The organism is Pseudomonas sp. GM80, assembly GCF_000282515.1.
GTDB lineage: Bacteria > Pseudomonadota > Gammaproteobacteria > Pseudomonadales > Pseudomonadaceae > Aquipseudomonas.
The window spans coordinates 1-16,903 of record NZ_AKJD01000263.1 but is presented as its reverse complement, the minus strand read 5'-3'; the positions used below and the strand labels follow the sequence as shown (position 1 = coordinate 16,903).

The following is a 16,903-nucleotide window of genomic DNA, read 5'->3' as shown; positions in this document are numbered from 1 at the left end:
GGGAATGCAGCCCGTGACGCTCCGCGTCACTGGACGCAGAGCGTCCCAAGAGGCGTTCCCACGCAGAGCGTGGGAACGATCAAGATCGCAGCCTGCGGCAGCTCCTACCGATCAGGCGGCGGTGGAGGTTGAGGTGTCCAGTGGCGAATACATCCAGCGCATCAATGAATGTCGCCCGCTGATGCCGAGCTTGATCGCGGCGCGCTTGAGGTAGCTTTCCACGGTGTTGACCTTGAGCTGCAACTGTTCGGCCAGCTCCGGTGCCGTGCGCCCGGTGAGCAGGCCGATGCACACTTCGCTTTCACGGTTCGACAGGCTCAACCCCAATTGCTGCAAACGCTCATTGAAGCGCAGGCGCAGGGTCTCGATGCCCGAGCCTTCGGTGGCCTCGGCCGGGCGTTCGCAGTCGGCATCGTCCGGTTGCAGGGCACTGATGTGTTTTTCCACCATCGGCAGCAGCAGCGGCGAAATATCTTGCAGGCGGCTGCGTTCCTGTGCAGAAAAGCGTTGCGACTGACCGTTGCGGTACACCGAAATCACGTAGCGGTAGCCGTCCTTGCGCCGGGTCAGATGCAGTTGCGAGGCATCGGTGGCCGTCGACGGATCAGGGTTCGGCAGGTCAGGGGCGGTCGCTGTGTTGTGCTCGGAAAACAGCGTTTCGGCGAGCAGCCCGGCCTCTTTCAACGGTTCGGGTTCATTACGGCGGGTGGCACGGCCCACCGGCTCGACACGCATCTGCCGAATATGGGTGGCATCGACGGCCAGTTGGGTGAGGATCAGGTCATGCAGCATGCGCGGAAAATGCCGGCTGCCAGTGCTGGCGATGACCTTGCCGATATGCGGGAACAGGTGTGAGTTCATATTGTTCGTCCATGAGTTGCAATGGGGTACTCGCGTCCCTGGAATACCGGCGTGAAGCTCCATGGCCGGCAAAAACGTTTCCAGAAGACGATCCTATCCTAGTACAACGTTTCGACGACCGTTTAATGAAGGCGTTATTAGCTCATAACCGCGCATCGCTTTTGATCAGTTCAAGGGCCGTTGCGTTTTCGCCAGCAGCAGCAACAGCACGCAGACCAGCACGGCCGCCCCAAGGTTGTAAATCATCGCGTTGACGAAGGCCGATGCGTACTGGCCGGCTTGCGTCGAGGGTTCAGCGCCGTTGGCAAGCGTCGCGCTGAACAGCATGCCGACCACGGCGACGCCCAGCGCCGCGCCGATTTGCTGGACGGTGGAAATAATTCCCGACGCCATGCCCGCCCGGGCCTCATCGATGAAACCCAGCACCAGGTTGAGCAGTGGCGTCATGATCAGCCCCTGGCCCGCACCGACCACGATCAGCACGGGAATCAGGCGTGTGGGCTGCAAGTCTGCGCCGGCCAGTTGGACTTGCGTGATCAGCAGTCCGATGGACGCGCTGTACACCAGCGCCCCGGCGAAGATCGCGCGTGTTCCCCAGCGAGCCACCAGCCGAGGCGCGGTCAGTGACGCCAGTACAAAACCTACGCTGCAAGGTGCGAAAATGCTGCCGGCCAGGAAGGGCTCAAGCCCCAGCCCGGTCTGCATCAACAAGGCAAAACACAAGAAGAACGAACTGGACGTGGAGTAGACCAGCAGCACCAATAACGTGCCCAAGGCAAACCGTGGTTGGCCAAGCAAACGCATGTCCACCAGGGGCATCTCACCCGTGACACGTCGTCGTTCCTGTTGGCGATAGAAGCCCAGCAGCAGGGCCAGCGCCGCCAGCAATGACAACGTGCTCCAGGCCGGCCAGCCTTGCCCCGGCCCCTCGATCAGGGGCACCAGCAGCAAGGCCAGCCCGGCACTGACCAGTGCCACACCCGTCCAGTCCAGCGTCGGACGCTGAGGTGCGCGGGTTTCCGGGATCCACCGCGCCGCTGCGATCGCGCACAGGCCGACGGGAACGTTGATCAAAAACACCGCGCGCCAGCCCAGCCCGAACAGATCGGCCTGCACCAGCCACCCACCGAGCACCTGACCGGCGATGGCGGCCAGGCCCAGTGTCATGCCGAGCAGGCCGAAGGCGCGGCGGCTGTCGTCGCCCTCGAAACTCACGCGAATCGACGCATAGACTTGCGGAAACAACAACGCCGCCGCCAAGCCTTGCAGCACCCGCGCGCCAATCAGAAAACCGGCGTCGGGCGCCATCCCGCATAATGCCGACGCCAAAGTGAAACCGGCCATGCCGATCACGAACAGACGACGTCGTCCGTACAGATCACCCAGGCGTCCGCCGGTAATCAGCAATACGCCAAAGGCCAATTCATAGCCGGCCACGATAAAGCCGATTTGCGAGAAACTTGCACCCAGCCCTGACTGCATGTCGGGGATGGCGACGTTGACCACAAACAGATCGAAGATCGTCACGAAACCTGCGATCAACAGGACGCAAAGGCCCAGCCATGGAGCGCTGGCAGCCGTGCGGGCGGGCAGGGCGGAAGAGGATAAAGGTGCGCTCATCTTGAGTATCCGAGTCAGTGAGCGCGCATTCTCAAAGCGTTCTTACGCACTTACAATTTAACCCTTTATGCTGTTACTGAAAGTAATGAGGTAAACGATGCGAACCATGGAACGAACTCGCAACGATCTGGCGGCCTTCTTGCGCGCGCGGCGTGAACGGTTGTCACCGGCCGACGTCGGCCTGCCCAGTGGAGGGCGGCGGCGCACACCCGGGCTGCGCCGTGAGGAAGTCGCGGCGCTCGCCGGGGTCGGCCTGACCTGGTACACCTGGCTGGAACAGGGGCGCGACATCGGCGTGTCGGCGGCCTTTCTGGATAACCTCGCGCGGGTGCTGAAACTGGATGCCCCCGAGCGGCGGCATCTGTTTTTGCTGGCGCACGACCGCCCGCCGGCTGAACCGGGCAAGACCTGGTGCGTGGTGCCACCGCTGGTAGTGCGCTTGATGCACGACCTGCCGCACGCCGCATACGTGCTCAACCTGCGCTGGGATGTGCTGGCGTTCAACGCTGCGGCAGAGGATCTGTTCGGTTTCGACCGGCAGGCCCCGGCGCGGCGCAATCTGCTGTGGATGCTGTTTACCGATCCGACCCTGCGCGAACGCTTCGCCCGTTGGGACCAACAGGCACCGCAAATGCTCGCCAGTTTCCAGCGCGACTATGCGCGCGCCTCGCAGGAGGCCGACATTCAGGCACTGGTCGATGAGCTGCAAAAAGCCTCGCCGGATTTCAGTCTCTGGTGGCGTCAGCATGACGTACAAGCGCCGTGCAACGGTGTACGCCAATTGCTGATCGACGGCATCGTCGAGCCGTTCGAACACACCACGTTGACCATCGATGCTGACCGGCATTTGCGTCTGGTGGTGTACGCCAGACAGTGATGGGCGCGCGCTGGCCTAGCGTATCCAGAGACTTGAAAAGCCTGCGGCCAACGCCACCAGCGCGGTGTTGAGGCAAACCAGCGCGAAGCCGAACCTCACCAGTTCGCCTTCTTCCGTGGCCTGGGTCTTGGCCAGTCCCAGTATCAGCATGACGATCGACAACGAACCCAAAGCGGCATGGCCTGCCGCGCTGTTTTGCGCCGCCGCCAGCAACAGGCGCGAGGCCTCGGGCAGCATCGCGATGGCCGGCATGAAGATCGCGTTGCCGCCGACATTTGATCCGGTCATGTAGCCGGACAGGGCGCCCAGCAGGCTCACCAGTGAGGTCGCCATCGTCGGTGAGAGGCCGGCGAGCAGTTGCATCAGACCGGCGAGAAATCCGGCCTTGACCATCATCTGCGACATCGCCAGAAAGAAAAATATCGTCAGCAACGGCCGCTTGGCCCGCGCCGCCAGTGCGGCCGGCAGGCTGACATCGGGATTCGCTGAGCGCGGTATATTTCGCCCACGAATGACCAAGCCGAGCAGCACCAACAGCAAGGCAACACCCGGCGAGGCCAGGGGTTTCCAGGTGACTTGAGTACCGTGAACGATCCACAGATCCTGCCAGGCGGTGAGCGCCCACAAGGTTTTCAAAGCAACAATGCAGACAATCAGCGCCAGGTACGGCCAGGCCTGACGTGGCCAGTGCACTGAACCGTGGTCGTTGTGGCGGCGATGTAGACGCCACAAGCCACTGGCCAGAACGGCGCTGGCGGTAATCAGTCCCGCCGCTACACCGGCAACTTCCGGCCCCAGCCAGCGACTCGCCGCGTAGAGCACGCCGACAAATAACAACCAGGACAGACCCAGGGCACGCCATTCCCGTGCCTCACGCACGCCGGCCAGGAACAACGCCAGCGCGCTCAGGACGAGAAACACCGGTGCACTGGTCAGGGCTGACGCCGCCGCCAGCGCTCGCGCGTCGAGGTGCGCCAGTGAAGCGCCGATCACCGAGGCCAGGCCCAGCGTTCCCCACGGCATGATGGCCATGCCGGTCAGGGCAATGCGCAGCGCCACCCGGCGTTCGAACAGGCTCAACAGCAAAGGTACCGTGGCGATCAACGACACGCCGAAGCCGGTCATGGCTTCCAGTAGCGGCGCCAGTCCGAGGACGATGAACACCAGCTGATCGCCGCGTCCCAGCCCCAGCGAACTGACCCAGCGGCTCAGCGCCAGATTGACCCCCAGCCGCTCAATGACAATCACGAACGCCAGCCCTGGCACGATCACGAAAGCGGTGCTGGCAAACAGCACGGCGGTGTCCTCGGCCGCCGCGATCATGCTCGTCAGGTGCCACGCATCGGCGACGCCGGCGAGCCACAGCAGCACCACCAACAAGGTGCCGGCGATCGCCGCGTGCACGGGCGGGCGACGCAGCACGACGAGCATGGCGGTGACCAGGAAAACCGGAGAAAGATGAAACAGAGCGACCATGCCAATGAAATCCTGTGTGAGTTCGCACTGCGAAGGCAGGCGGCGAACTCGATAATATTTCTCACGGCTAGATAAAGGGTCGCGGTTTTCTGCTAGTTTTCGAGAAAATTTCTCACGGATCGATCATGGCCAAAAACCTCGCAGCTGCAACCTCGCTGGACAAGTTCGACCGGGCCATCCTCGACCTTGTCCAGCGCGACAACACCACGCCACTTCGGCTGATGGCCGAGCAAGTCAACCTCAGCACCGCTGCTGTTCAACGCCGTATCAAACGGATGGAAGAGGCTGGCGTGATCACCGGCAACGTCGCCATCGTCGACCCGACGGCGGTAGGGCGGCCGATCACCATCATTGTCGAAGTCATGGCCGAACGCACCAGCCTCCAAGCACTGGAAGCCATGAAGGCGCACTTTGCCGTCCCCGAAGTCCAGCAGTGCTACTACGTCACCGGCGAAGTGGATTTCGTCCTCGTGTTGACGGTGGCCAGCATGCAGGAATACCAGCTGTTGGCGCGCAAGCTGTTTGCCGAAAACGCCAATGTGACCTGGTTCAAGACCATTGTGGCGCTGGACCGGGTCAAGGTCGGGCTGGAGGTGCCGAGTATGGTTGACTAGTGGTCTGCTGTTAATTGTCGCTTTTAAGTTGACGGTGAAACGCTATTCAGCCGATTTATCCCCCTTCGATGCGTCAGTAATCTGTACCCAACTTGAACGCAACAACAACTTCCAACATCGAAAAGGGACGCAGACCATGACCACTCCAACCTACAACCGCCTGAACAAAGACGACGCCATCGTGCTGCTGGTCGATCACCAGACCGGGCTGATTTCGCTGGTGCAGGACTTCTCGCCGAACGAGTTCAAGAACAACGTGCTGGCCCTGGCTGACCTGGCCAAGTTCTTCAACTTGCCGACCATCCTCACCACCAGTTTCGAACAAGGCCCGAATGGCCCGCTGGTACCGGAATTGAAAGAGATGTTCCCGGATGCGCCGTACATCGCCCGTCCAGGCCAGATCAACGCCTGGGACAACGAAGATTTCGTCAAAAAGCGATCAAGGCCACTGGCCGCAAGCAGATCATCATTGCCGGTGTGGTAACCGATGTCTGTGTCGCGTTCCCGACGCTGTCGGCGCTGGCGGAAGGTTTTGATGTGTTCGTGGTCACCGATGCTTCCGGGACTTTCAACACCACCGTGCAGCAGGCCGCATGGAGCCGCATGACTCAGGCCGGTGCGCAGATGATGAACTGGTTCTCGGTAGCCTGTGAGTTGCACCGCGACTGGCGCAACGACATCGAAGGCTTGGGCAACCTGCTGTCGCAACGCATCCCTAACTATCGCAACCTGATGAACAGCTACTCGGCGCTGACGGCGCAGCAAAAATAAGCCGACACAGCTACGCGAAAAGCCTGCCCTGAAAAGCAGGCTTTTTGGCATGCGTTGGCGATTGCATGGTCAACCACAGTCACCGCTCAGCCAGCGAGCAGCTCGCTGATCCACTGTGCTTGGCGAGCGACGTCTTGCACAGTGCCTTCCGGGAGGGCTTTCTGCGCCCGGGCAAGTTGGCTCAAGGTGTTTTGCTTGTGGCGCAGTTTGCGTTGCCACTTACTTAAAAACTCAGGGCTGCGCGCCTGCATCTGTAGCGGACCGAAGTACAACTCCTGGTCGGTATAGCTCACCGATTCGTCACGTTCGGCGACGATGATTTCGTAGTCGAAGCGGTTCTCCCGCAGGATTTCCTCGCAGAGGATGCGGTAGCCGTTGTCCATCAACCATTGGCGCAGCGGTTGCTCGCCGCCATTGGGTTGCAGGATCAGGCGTTCGCTGCCGCTCAAGTGGGTTTTGCCGCTGGCGAGGATGTCGCGAATGGTCTCGCCGCCCATGCCGCAGACGGTGATCACGGTAATGCCATCGTCAGATTTGATCGCCGCCAGACCATTGGCCAGGCGAACCGTGATGCGATCGTGCAAGTTGTTGTCGCGAACGGTGCGTTCGGCCGAACGGAACGGCGTCAACGCGACTTCGCCAGCCACCGCCGCTGCAATCACGCCGCGCCGCATCAGCGCCACCGGCAGATAGCCGTGATCGGAGCCGATATCGGCCAGTCGTGCGCCGGCCGGCACATGCGCGGCGACGCGCTCCAGGCGCATGGACAATGTCTGTTGGTTCAACGGCAACCCCTGTTCGCCCCACACCGGCGGCATTTTTCGCGGAAAAAGGGCTGCGACTTTGTCGAGCATCACCGGGCGTGTCAAATCCCGGCGACAAAATCGACCAGGCCCATCGGCAGCAATGCGCTGCCGATGGCGTCACGGCATTAGCCGGCGAGCGTGGCGTTATCGATCACGAAGCGATATTTCACGTCACCTTTGAGCATGCGCTCGTAGGCATCGTTGATCTGCTCGGCGCGGATCAGCTCGATGTCGGAGACGATGCCGTGCTCGGCACAGAAGTCGAGCATCTCCTGAGTCTCGGCAATGCCACCGATCATCGAGCCGGCAATCGTGCGGCGTTTCATGATCAGGTTGAACACGTTCGGCGATGGGTGCGAAGTGGCCGGAGCGCCCACCAGCGTCAGCGCGCCATCACGCTTGAGCAGCACGAGGAACGCATCGAGATCGTGTGGGGCTGCGACGGTGTTGAGGATCAAGTCGAAGCTCTTCGCGTGCGCGGCCATTTCCTCGGCATTGCGCGACACCACCACCTCATCGGCGCCCAACGCTTTTGCCGCCTCACGCTTGGATTCGGAGGTGGTAAAGGCAACGACATGCGCGCCCAGGGCATGCGCCAGTTTGATGCCCATGTGGCCCAGGCCGCCGATGCCGACCACGCCGACTTTCTTGCCCGGCCCGGCGTTCCAGTGACGCAACGGCGAATAGGTGGTGATGCCCGCGCACAGCAGCGGTGCGACTGCCGCCAATTGTGCTTGCGGGTGGCGGATGCGCAGCACGTAGCGTTCGTGTACGACGATGTTTTGCGCGTAGCCGCCCAGCGTCCAGCCCGGTGCATCCGCGGTCGGGAAGTTGTAAGTGCCGATCATGCCGTCGCAGTAGTTTTCCAGACCGCTTTCGCAGTCATCACAGTGTTTGCAACTGTCGACGATGCAGCCGACGCCGACCAGATCGCCGACCTTGTAATCCGCAACATGCGCACCCACCGCCGAGACGCGACCGACGATCTCGTGCCCCGGCACGCAAGGGAATTGCGTGCCGGCCCACTCGGCGCGCACCTGATGCAGGTCGGAATGGCAAATGCCGCAGTAGGCGATATCGATCTGCACGTCATGGGCTGCCGGGGCGCGACGCGCGATCTGCATGGGTTCAAGGGGTTTGTCGCCAGCGTGGGCGCCGTAGGCTTGTACAAGCATGGGAACATCCTCAGTCGATTTGTCGTGGGGACATTCTTGGGGTTTTGCCCCGCCGTGCAGTAGTGCATTCCTGTGCGATCCTTGCCTGATCCTGCGAGCCCTTGTGACGTTGCGCCGACAGACGCTCGCGCTGTTTGCAGGTAATCTGCCGGTTCTGACTAAAACAAAATCAAAGCAGGAGTCATTGATGCAAGCGATCCGTCTCGGTCTGGTGGGTTACGGCAAAATCGCCCAGGATCAACACGTCCCGGCGATCCACGCCAACCCCGGTTTTCAGCTGGTGTCCGTTGCCACGCAAGGCAAGCCCTGCGCCGGCGTAGAGAATTTTCAGTCCCTGAGCGAGTTGCTCGAAAACGGCCCGCCGGTCGATGCGATCGCGTTCTGCACGCCGCCGCAAGGGCGCTTTGCTTTAGTGCAGCAAGCCCTGGCCGCGGGCAAACATGTGCTGGTGGAAAAGCCGCCGTGCGCGACGCTGGGTGAGGCCATGGCATTGGTTGATCAAGCCTCGGAGCAGGGCGTCAGCGCGCTGTTCGCCTGGCATTCACGCTACGCGCCGGGCATTGCCATCGCCCGAGACTGGCTCGCCACGCGTACCTTGCAGAGCGTGCAGATCGACTGGAAAGAAGACGTGCGCAAATGGCACCCCGGCCAGACCTGGATCTGGCAACCCGGCGGCCTCGGCGTATTCGATCCGGGCATCAACGCGCTGTCGATCGTCACCCACCTGCTGACGCTGCCACTGTTTGTCGAATCCGCCGAACTGCGCGTGCCGAACAACTGCCAATCGCCGATCGCCGCCTCGATCAAAATGTCCGACGCGCAGCACCTTGATGTGCGGGCGGAATTTGATTTTGATCACGGGCATGATGAGCTTTGGAGTATCGAGGTTCGCTGCAAGGAAGGCGTGTTACGACTGGATAATGGCGGGGAGCTGTTGAGTATTGATGGTGTGCGTCAGGCCGTATCGGAAGAGGGTGAGTACGCGGCGGTGTATCGGCATTTTCAGCAGTTGATTGGCGAGAAGGGCTGTGATCTGGATTTGCAGCCGTTGCGGTTGGTGGCGGATAGTTTTTTTGTTGGGAGCCGGGTCTCGGTTGCCCCTTTCTACGACGCTTGAATACATAACCGTGTAGGAGCTGCGGCACGCTGCGATCTTTTGATGTTCAAAAATCAAGATCAAAAGATCGCAGCGTGCCGCAGCTCCTACAGGGCGATTTTAGAAACGGTCAAGCCTGTAAGATTCGCTGCTCGGCAACTCGCTCAACGCCATCCCGACAACCATCTCCGCCGTCACCGCCGCCTGCGTCAGCCCCAGATGCTGATGACCAAACGCTAGCAACACCTTGCCCCCACACACGCGATCAATCACCGGCAGCGAATCCGGCAACGACGGGCGAAAACCCATCCACGGCGTTGCACTTTCAGCGCTCAGATCCTTGCGAAACAATCCCTGGCTCAACCGATGCAACTGCCACGCGCGTTCCATGCTCGGTGGTTTCTCCAGCCCGGCAAATTCAACCGTACCCGCCAGCCGCAATCCCTCAGTCATCGGCGTCATGATGAACTTGCGTTCCAGTGAGGTGACGGGGAAGGGCAGGCGGTCGTGTTCCTGCGGCAGCATCAGGTGATAACCGCGTTCGGTGTCCAGCGGGACTTTCTTGCCGGTGAGTGCTGCGGTGAGTTTTGCCGAGTGTGCGCCGCAGGCAATCAGCACTCGGCGTGCGGCCAGAACGCCGTTGCCGGTGATCAGTGAAACGCCGTTTTCTTCAACAGCACCCCCTTGCACTTGTTGCTGCACAAAACTCACGCCGCTCGCTTTTGCCGCTTCAACCAACTCACACACCACCCGGTACGGGTCGATGAAATGGCCGGTGCGCGGAAAGAACAAACCGCCCTGAATCTGCTCGCTGAGTTGCGGCGCAGTGTCCTGAATGGCTTTGGCCGGCCAGTAATCGACGGGCACTTCCTGTTGGCGCAATCGCGCTTGCAAGGCATCGAGGGCCTGACGCGATTCAGGGCGTTCGAACACCAGCAACGAGCCGTCGACCTTGAGCAGGTCAGGCCGCGCGATGTCCGCGAGCAAGCGTTGCCAGGCGTCCAGACTGCTTTCATTGAGCGCGCGTAATCCGGCCACGGTGTTCTGAAACGGCTCCGCCCGCAGATTCAGCAGCAACCGCGTGAACCACGGTAAGGCACGGGGAAGGTATTTCCAGTCGAGACGCAACGGGCCCATCGGGTCGAGGAGCATGGCCGGCAGGCGTTTGAGGATCGACGCATCGGCAATCGGAAACACCTGTTCAGTCGCCAAGTGCCCGGCGTTGCCGAACGAGGCGCCGTGGCCCGGTCGCTGTTGATCGATGACCACCACGCGCAGACCCTGGCGCGCCAGGCGCAACGCGCAGGCGACGCCGATGATGCCGGCGCCGACCACAGCGATGTCGTGGGAGACGTTATTCGCCATGGTTCAGGGCTTCCCTGTGCCCATCGAGCAGGCGACTCAAGTGCAATGGATTGGCCTGTTTCAGTGCGGTCGGCAGCAAGCTGTCGGGGAAATCCTGATAACAGACCGGGCGCAGAAAACGCAGGATCGCTGCCGTACCCACGGATGTCGTTCGCGAGTCGGAAGTCGCCGGGAAGGGCCCGCCGTGCACCATGGCATCGCAGACTTCAACACCGGTCGGCCAACCATTCACCAGTAAACGCCCGGCCTTGCGCTCCAGAGTCGGCAGCAGCGCGCGGGCTTGCTCCACGTCTTCATCATCCAGATGCAGCGTGGCGGTCAGTTGACCTTCCAGGTGCTCGGTGACCTGACGCATTTCTTCCACGCTGGCGCATTGCACGATCAGCGACGCAGCGCCGAACGCTTCGCCCTGCAGGTTGTGATCCGCGAGGAAATCTGCCGCGTCGCTGACAAACACATGCGCCTGACCTTGATTCGGGGCGCTGCCAGCCTGGCCGATAGCCGCACCCGTCGCCCGAGGGTTTTCGTCCAGTGCATTCACCGCCGATGCATAGGCCCTGAAGATGCCTGGCGTGAGCATCGTCTGCGCCGGGCTGCGTTCAATCCGTTGCGCTGTGGCGGCGATAAAACTGTCCAGCGCCGCACTCTTCAGCGCTATGACCAATCCCGGATTGGTACAAAACTGCCCGGCACCCAGCGTCAGTGAAGCGACAAAGCCTTCAGCCAACGCTTGCGTGCGGTTTTGCAAAGCCGCCGGAAACAGCAACACCGGGTTGATCGAACTCATTTCCGCGTACACCGGAATCGGCTCGGGCCGCGCCTGCGCCGCTTGCATCAGCGCCAGACCACCGCTGCGCGAGCCAGTAAAACCGACGGCTTTGATGCGTGGATCGCTGACCAGCGCAATGCCCACTTCGCGCCCAGAACCGTACAACAGCGAAAACACACCGTCCGGCAAACCACAGATTTTCACCGCCCGTACCACCGCGCGGCCAACCAGTTCACTGGTGCCGGGATGCGCACTGTGCGCCTTGACGATCACCGGGCAACCGGCCGCCAGCGCCGACGCGGTGTCACCGCCCGCGACCGAAAACGCTAACGGAAAATTACTCGCGCCGAAAACCGCCACCGGCCCCAGCGCAATCTGCCGTTGACGCAGATCCGAACGTGGCATCGGTTGGCGATCCGGCTGCGCGTTGTCGACGCGCACATCCAGCCATTCGCCCGCGCGCACGGTGCGTGCGAACATTGTCAATTGTTGGCAAGTGCGCCCGCGTTCACCCAACAGGCGAGGGCGCGGCAGGCCGGTTTCCGCCATCGCGCGATCAATCAGTTCATCGCCGAGGGCTTCGATTTCTTCGGCGATGCTTTCGAGAAATTCAGCGCGGACATTCAGGGGTGTCTCGCGAAAAGCGTCGAACGCCGCCCAGGCCAATGCGCAAGCCTGCTCGACATGTTCCGCCGAACCGCCGGCATAGGCCGGTTCCAGCACGGCGTTCGTGGCCGGGTTGATGCCTCGAATGGCTTCGCGGTTGCCCGCAACCGTGTGCTGGCCGATCAGCATGTGGCCCGTCAGAGTCATGGTGTTTTCCTGATGAAAGTAGTGATGCCTGCCGTGAGTCAAAAACTGCACGGCAAGCGAAAGAAAAGATCAGGCGAAGTTCTGTTCTGCCGACCAGTTCTCGTACCAGTGACGGAACAGCGAGTACTGCTTCTCGGCATAACGTCGCTGCGAGTCGCTCAACGCATCGGTTTCGTTGAAGTGCAGGGTGTATTCCTTGTCGCCGTTGAGCACCATCAAGTGCTTGTAATACAGCACCAGGTCGCAGCCTTCATCGAACGACGACAGCACCGCCAATGCCGATTCCAGCTCCCGCGCCTGACGCCGCGCCTGCGCATCTCCTTGGGCAGCCTTTTTGCTCAGCGCAACCAGTTGCAGCACCTCGCGGGGCAGGGCATTGCCAATACCGGTGATCGCGCCAGTGGCGTTGCAGTTGACGAAACCGTGCACCACTTGCGTGTCGACGCCGACCATCAGCGTCACGTTTTCATCTTTGGAGGTGATGTTTTCGGCGGCGTAACGCAGGTCGGCGCCACCGCCAAATTCCTTGAAGCCGATCAGGTTCGGGTACTCGCGGCGCAGTTCGAAGAACAGGTCGGCGCGGGTGGCGAAACCGTAGTAAGGGCTGTTGTAGATCACCGCCGGCAGGTTCGGCGCCGCTTGCAGAATGGCTGCGAAGTGGGCCTTTTGCGCAGTGGCCGAAGCGCCACGGGACAGTACGCGCGGAATCACCATCAAACCTTGCGCGCCGACTTTTGCCGCATGCGCCGCGTGGGCGACTGCTTCACGGGAATTCACCGCGCCGGTGCCGACAATCGTTGGAATGCCCGCCGCCACCAGACGCGCCACGCCTTCCTGCCGCTCGGCCTCGGTGAGCAGCGGCCAGTCGCCCATCGAGCCGCAATACACCACGGCGCTCATGCCGATATCGATCAGCTCGCGACCCTTGGCCACCAGCGCGTCGAAGTCCGGTTTGCGCTGGGCGGTGCACGGGGTCATCAGGGCCGGCATGCAACCGGTGAAGATGTTGTCGCTCATTGTTTTAACTCCTTGGCACATCATTCAAATTGAGGTGAAAAGTCTGCGCGGTGGCTCAGATGCCCCACGCGAACGGGTCGGCTTCGTCGATCAGCAAGGTGCTGTCGGCGGTCATGTAGGCGCGGCCAGTGATGAACGGGCGAATGCGTTCGCCCTCCCATTCGAAGTGGCCTTCGAATTGGCTGCCGGTGATGCTCGCCTGCACCCAGATCGCGCCGGGTTGCAGCTTGTCGTCGGCGGCGAGGCAAGCGAGTTTGGCGCTGGTGCCGGTGCCGCACGGGGAGCGGTCGTAGGCTTTGCCGGGGCACATGACGAAGTTGCGGCTGTCGGCGTTGGCGTCATCGGCGAACAGTTCGATGTGGTCGATCACCGCGCCGTCTTCGCCATGAATGCCTTGGTCTTCGAGGGCCTTGAGCATCGCCCAGGTGTAAGTCGTGAGGTGTTCGACGTTGTCCATCGTCAGCGTCTGGCCGTGTTCGGAAACGAGGAAAAACCAGTTGCCGCCGTAGGCGATGTCGCCGAAGACGAGGCCGAATCCCGGTACGTCCACCGGCACTTGTTTGCGATGCCGATAAGCGGGGACGTTGCCCAGCGTGACCGAGCCGTCGTCATGCAACGTGGCGCTGACCGGGCCGACCGGTGTGTCGATCTTGTGCACGCCCGGCTGGATTTTTCCCAGGTACTGCAACGAGTTGATCAGGCCGATGGTGCCGTGGCCGCACATGCCGAGGTAACCGGCGTTGTTGAAAAAAATCACCCCGCACGTGGCGTCCGGAGACACCGGTTGGCAATACAACGCGCCGACCAGCACATCGTTGCCGCGCGGTTCCAGCAGGCAGGCGCGGCGCCAAGCGTCATGCTGATTGCGCAGGGCGTCGCGTTTTTCCACCATGCTGTTGCCGGGCAAATCGGGGAACCCTGCCATCACCAGACGCGTGGGTTCACCGCCGGTATGGGAATCAATGACGTGTAGTTTTTTCATGAAGAGATCCCGTTGGGTGATTTCAGTAGGCGCCGGCAGGGCGCGCGGTCACGGTCGAAGCAGGGGCGGCGACTTCGCTTTCTTCATCGTCTTCTTCCAGACGCAGCAGGTGCGCCGGCACGCCGGTCGCGGCGCCCCAGTAATAAATGCCTGTGGCGCAAACGGCGACGACAATGGTGTCGAACGGATGAACGAGGATGCCGAGGCCACCAAAGGTGCCGAGTTTCGACAGCACGATGGTCACCGCGTAGAAGGCGATCAACCACGCCGAGGAGCGCACCTGGCTGGCCAGATTGAGGTGAGCGGTCGGCACGAAACGGCCGCACAGCAAGTACACAACGAACATCAGAATTTGCAGGCCGAGTAGCCACGACACGGTGTTCCAGCCCGACCAGTAGACGATCAGCGCGGCGATGATGAACGACACCGGCCCGAGCACGCCCATGCACTTGACCCGGAACGGACGCGGCATGTTTGGCGCATTGCGGCGCAGTGCAGCTACCGACACGGGCGCCACGGCGTAGCTCAACACCAGCGCGGCGGAGACCACGTTGATCAGCGCTTCCCACGACGGAAACGGCAGGGTCCAGAACACCGACAGGGCGAAGGTCAGCCACAGTGCCGGACGCGGGATGCCGGACTTTTCGTCGATGTGGGTGAAGACTTTGAAGAAGGTGCCGGTCTGCGCCCAGCCGTAAATCACGCGCGGCGTGGCGTTCATGTAGATGTTGCCGCAACCGCTTGGCGAGATCACCGCGTCAGCGACCACCAGATAGGCCAGCCAACCGACGCCCAGTGCCAGGGCGATGTCGCGGTACGGCAGGGAGAATTCCTTGCTGATCCCGGCCCAGCCATTGGCGAGCATTTCGGTCGGGATGCTGCCGAGAAAGGCCATTTGCAGCAGCACATAAATCAACGTCGACAGCAGCACCGAGAGGATCAGCGCGATAGGAATGGTGCGCTGCGGATTCTTCACTTCACTGGCCACCGAGATGATCGGTGTCAGCCCCAGATAAGCGAAAATCACGCCACCCGCCGACACTGCCATTTCGATACCGGACAAGCCGAACGGGGCGAAACCTTGCACGTGGAAGTTGGCCGGTTTGAAGAAGGTAAAGAGCACGCCGATCACCAGCAGCGGCACGATGAACTTGAACACGCTGACCAGATTGTTGGCCTTGGCGAAAGTTTTCACACTGCGGTAGTTGAGCAGGAAAAACACGCAGAGCAGACCGAACTGCAGCGTCCAGCCGAGGATCGTCGGGTTGCCGCTGCCCGCCTGGGTCAGCTCGGGAAACCATGCCGCCGCGTATTGGCGCGAGGCAACCACTTCGATCGCCACCAGACTGGAAAACGCGATCAGCGTGATGAAGCCCATCAGGTAGCCGAGCAGCGGCCCGTGGGAGTAAACCGGATAACGCACGACGCCGCCGGCACGCGGTAGCGCGGCGCCCAGTTCGCAGTAGACGATGCCCAGCAACAACACGGCAAAACCGCCCAGCAGCCAGGAAAAGATCCCCGCCGGCCCGGCAATCGCGGACACGTGACTGGCCGCGAACAACCAGCCGGAACCGAAGATCGCTCCGAGTCCGATAAATGTGAGGTCGATCAGTGAAAGCTGTTTTTTGAACTTGCCTTGGCCTGACATGGCATCGCCTTCTTGTGAGTTATTGGATAGGCAGTGGGGTGTCACTGGGGCCAGACTTTGAACCGAACAGGCGGGCGGCGATTGATGTTTTATCGCCGGTTCGATGACGAAATCAGCACAATTACGCCGATCAAACGCGGCCCTCGACACGGTCGGGACGATCCTGCAATCTGCATGCAAATGCCGCCCGGCTTAACCTTCGACAGGGGAGCAACCCTTGATGCAGAGCGCGTTATCGATGCTGTCCCAAGGCGTTGACGGCAATCGCCCGCACACCCTTGAAGCATTACTGGCCGGCGCCGCGCAGCTGTTGCCGATGCTCGACGTGATTCCCAACGCGGTGATTTTCATCAAGGATGTGCAAGCGCGTTACGTGCTTGCCAACCGCACGTTGGTGCAGCGTTGCGGCCTGAAGGATCTGCGCCCGTTGCTCGGCAAAACCAGTGCGCAGGTGTTCCCGGCGCAACTGGGGCCTGGGTATACCGAGCAGGATCGCAAAGTGCTGGAGGAGGGGTGGGTACTGGAGGATCAGCTCGAACTGCATCTCTACGGCAGTCGCGAACCGGGTTGGTGCCTGACGCACAAACAACCGTTATATAACCGCGACGGTGAGATCATCGGTCTGGCGGGGATTTCGGTCGATCTGCAATCGGCCAGCGAAACCCATCCGGCGTTCGAGCGGCTGGCCGCCGTCGACGAGCATATCCGTGGCCATTTCAATCGCCGTGTGACCTTGGTTGAACTGACGCGGATTGCCGGCATTTCCGTGGCGCAACTGGAGCGGTACTGCAAACGCGTGTTCCACCTGACGCCCCGGCAGATGATCCAGAAAGTACGCCTGGAACACGCTCATCGCTTGCTGCACAGCGACCTGCCGATCACTGACGTAGCCTTGCAATGCGGCTACACCGATCACAGCGCTTTCACCCGTCAGTTCAAGGCCTCGACCGGCTTCACCCCGCGCCAGTACCGCCAGGCAACAGGCCACTGATGCCCATACCCTCAAACACCGC

The 16,903-nt window shown here is 61.5% G+C and carries 14 protein-coding genes and 1 pseudogene; 5 read left to right on the top strand and 10 right to left on the bottom strand.

Features of this window, described 5'->3' with window-relative positions:
- Positions 1-111 precede the first annotated feature (111 nt).
- Together PMI37_RS30310 and PMI37_RS30305 are read right to left on the bottom strand one after the other, a co-directional pair.
- The gene (locus PMI37_RS30310; RefSeq protein WP_008088729.1) at positions 112-861 is read right to left on the bottom strand and encodes a helix-turn-helix transcriptional regulator; all 750 of its coding nucleotides are present in this window, start codon (positions 859-861) and stop codon (positions 112-114) included.
- A gap of 165 nt (positions 862-1,026) precedes the next feature.
- Positions 1,027-2,481 (bottom strand): MFS transporter, encoded by a 1,455-nt coding sequence (locus PMI37_RS30305; RefSeq protein WP_008088728.1) that lies wholly within the window; start codon positions 2,479-2,481, stop codon positions 1,027-1,029.
- 97 nt (positions 2,482-2,578) lie between these two features.
- Between PMI37_RS30305 and PMI37_RS30300 the strand changes: the two genes are divergently transcribed.
- A complete protein-coding gene (locus tag PMI37_RS30300) occupies positions 2,579-3,358 on the top strand; it encodes a helix-turn-helix transcriptional regulator (RefSeq protein ID WP_008088726.1) in 780 nt (259 codons plus the stop codon).
- Positions 3,359-3,373: 15 nt separating this feature from the next.
- Here the strand turns inward: PMI37_RS30300 and PMI37_RS30295 are convergent, their stop codons facing one another.
- Positions 3,374-4,834, bottom strand: a complete 1,461-nt coding sequence (locus tag PMI37_RS30295) for an L-lactate permease (protein ID WP_008088724.1) — start codon at positions 4,832-4,834, stop codon at positions 3,374-3,376.
- Between the two features lie 125 nt (positions 4,835-4,959).
- Between PMI37_RS30295 and PMI37_RS30290 the strand changes: the two genes are divergently transcribed.
- On the top strand, positions 4,960-5,448 hold the full coding sequence (locus PMI37_RS30290) for an Lrp/AsnC family transcriptional regulator (protein WP_008088721.1): 489 nt from the start codon (positions 4,960-4,962) through the stop codon (positions 5,446-5,448).
- A gap of 136 nt (positions 5,449-5,584) precedes the next feature.
- Positions 5,585-6,219: pseudogene (ycaC, locus tag PMI37_RS30285) on the top strand (isochorismate family cysteine hydrolase YcaC).
- A gap of 86 nt (positions 6,220-6,305) precedes the next feature.
- On the opposite strand, the gene PMI37_RS30280 reads toward ycaC, so the two are convergent.
- Together PMI37_RS30280 and PMI37_RS30275 are read right to left on the bottom strand one after the other, a co-directional pair.
- Positions 6,306-7,004, bottom strand: a complete 699-nt coding sequence (locus tag PMI37_RS30280) for a tRNA (adenine(22)-N(1))-methyltransferase (protein ID WP_338009894.1) — start codon at positions 7,002-7,004, stop codon at positions 6,306-6,308.
- A gap of 146 nt (positions 7,005-7,150) precedes the next feature.
- A complete protein-coding gene (locus PMI37_RS30275) occupies positions 7,151-8,200 on the bottom strand; it encodes an NAD(P)-dependent alcohol dehydrogenase (protein WP_008088712.1) in 1,050 nt (349 codons plus the stop codon).
- 187 nt (positions 8,201-8,387) lie between these two features.
- On the opposite strand from PMI37_RS30275, the gene PMI37_RS30270 reads away from it, so the two are divergent.
- Entirely contained in the window at positions 8,388-9,317 is a 930-nt protein-coding gene (locus PMI37_RS30270; RefSeq protein WP_008088710.1) for a Gfo/Idh/MocA family protein, read from the top strand.
- 99 nt (positions 9,318-9,416) lie between these two features.
- Here the strand turns inward: PMI37_RS30270 and PMI37_RS30265 are convergent, their stop codons facing one another.
- The 5 genes from PMI37_RS30265 to PMI37_RS30245 all read right to left on the bottom strand — a co-directional run bounded on the left by PMI37_RS30265 (position 9,417) and on the right by PMI37_RS30245 (position 15,890).
- Positions 9,417-10,661, bottom strand: coding sequence for an NAD(P)/FAD-dependent oxidoreductase (locus tag PMI37_RS30265; RefSeq protein WP_008088707.1), 1,245 nt, complete (start codon positions 10,659-10,661; stop codon positions 9,417-9,419).
- Entirely contained in the window at positions 10,651-12,243 is a 1,593-nt protein-coding gene (locus tag PMI37_RS30260; RefSeq protein WP_008088704.1) for an aldehyde dehydrogenase (NADP(+)), read from the bottom strand. Before PMI37_RS30260 ends, PMI37_RS30265 begins: the two co-directional genes overlap by 11 nt.
- A 69-nt stretch (positions 12,244-12,312) precedes the next feature.
- Complete coding sequence (locus PMI37_RS30255) at positions 12,313-13,260, bottom strand: dihydrodipicolinate synthase family protein (RefSeq protein WP_008088702.1); 948 nt, start codon at positions 13,258-13,260, stop codon at positions 12,313-12,315.
- Between the two features lie 55 nt (positions 13,261-13,315).
- Positions 13,316-14,242: a 4-hydroxyproline epimerase gene (locus PMI37_RS30250; protein ID WP_008088699.1), complete on the bottom strand. Its 927-nt coding sequence runs from the start codon at positions 14,240-14,242 to the stop codon at positions 13,316-13,318.
- A gap of 22 nt (positions 14,243-14,264) precedes the next feature.
- On the bottom strand, positions 14,265-15,890 hold the full coding sequence (locus PMI37_RS30245; protein ID WP_008088697.1) for an APC family permease: 1,626 nt from the start codon (positions 15,888-15,890) through the stop codon (positions 14,265-14,267).
- Positions 15,891-16,110: 220 nt separating this feature from the next.
- On the opposite strand from PMI37_RS30245, the gene PMI37_RS30240 reads away from it, so the two are divergent.
- Positions 16,111-16,881: an AraC family transcriptional regulator gene (locus PMI37_RS30240; protein ID WP_008088694.1), complete on the top strand. Its 771-nt coding sequence runs from the start codon at positions 16,111-16,113 to the stop codon at positions 16,879-16,881.
- Positions 16,882-16,903: the final 22 nt, after the last annotated feature.

Coding starts and splice junctions, on each gene's coding strand:
- PMI37_RS30255 (WP_008088702.1), bottom strand. CDS start 13,260: ATGAGCGACAACATCTTCACCGGTTGCATGCCGGCCCTGATGACCCCG.
- PMI37_RS30290 (WP_008088721.1), top strand. CDS start 4,960: ATGGCCAAAAACCTCGCAGCTGCAACCTCGCTGGACAAGTTCGACCGG.
- PMI37_RS30295 (WP_008088724.1), bottom strand. CDS start 4,834: ATGGTCGCTCTGTTTCATCTTTCTCCGGTTTTCCTGGTCACCGCCATG.
- PMI37_RS30265 (WP_008088707.1), bottom strand. CDS start 10,661: ATGGCGAATAACGTCTCCCACGACATCGCTGTGGTCGGCGCCGGCATC.
- PMI37_RS30245 (WP_008088697.1), bottom strand. CDS start 15,890: ATGTCAGGCCAAGGCAAGTTCAAAAAACAGCTTTCACTGATCGACCTC.
- PMI37_RS30305 (WP_008088728.1), bottom strand. CDS start 2,481: ATGAGCGCACCTTTATCCTCTTCCGCCCTGCCCGCCCGCACGGCTGCC.
- PMI37_RS30300 (WP_008088726.1), top strand. CDS start 2,579: ATGCGAACCATGGAACGAACTCGCAACGATCTGGCGGCCTTCTTGCGC.
- PMI37_RS30250 (WP_008088699.1), bottom strand. CDS start 14,242: ATGAAAAAACTACACGTCATTGATTCCCATACCGGCGGTGAACCCACG.
- PMI37_RS30270 (WP_008088710.1), top strand. CDS start 8,388: ATGCAAGCGATCCGTCTCGGTCTGGTGGGTTACGGCAAAATCGCCCAG.
- PMI37_RS30240 (WP_008088694.1), top strand. CDS start 16,111: ATGCAGAGCGCGTTATCGATGCTGTCCCAAGGCGTTGACGGCAATCGC.
- PMI37_RS30275 (WP_008088712.1), bottom strand. CDS start 8,200: ATGCTTGTACAAGCCTACGGCGCCCACGCTGGCGACAAACCCCTTGAA.
- PMI37_RS30260 (WP_008088704.1), bottom strand. CDS start 12,243: ATGACTCTGACGGGCCACATGCTGATCGGCCAGCACACGGTTGCGGGC.
- PMI37_RS30310 (WP_008088729.1), bottom strand. CDS start 861: ATGAACTCACACCTGTTCCCGCATATCGGCAAGGTCATCGCCAGCACT.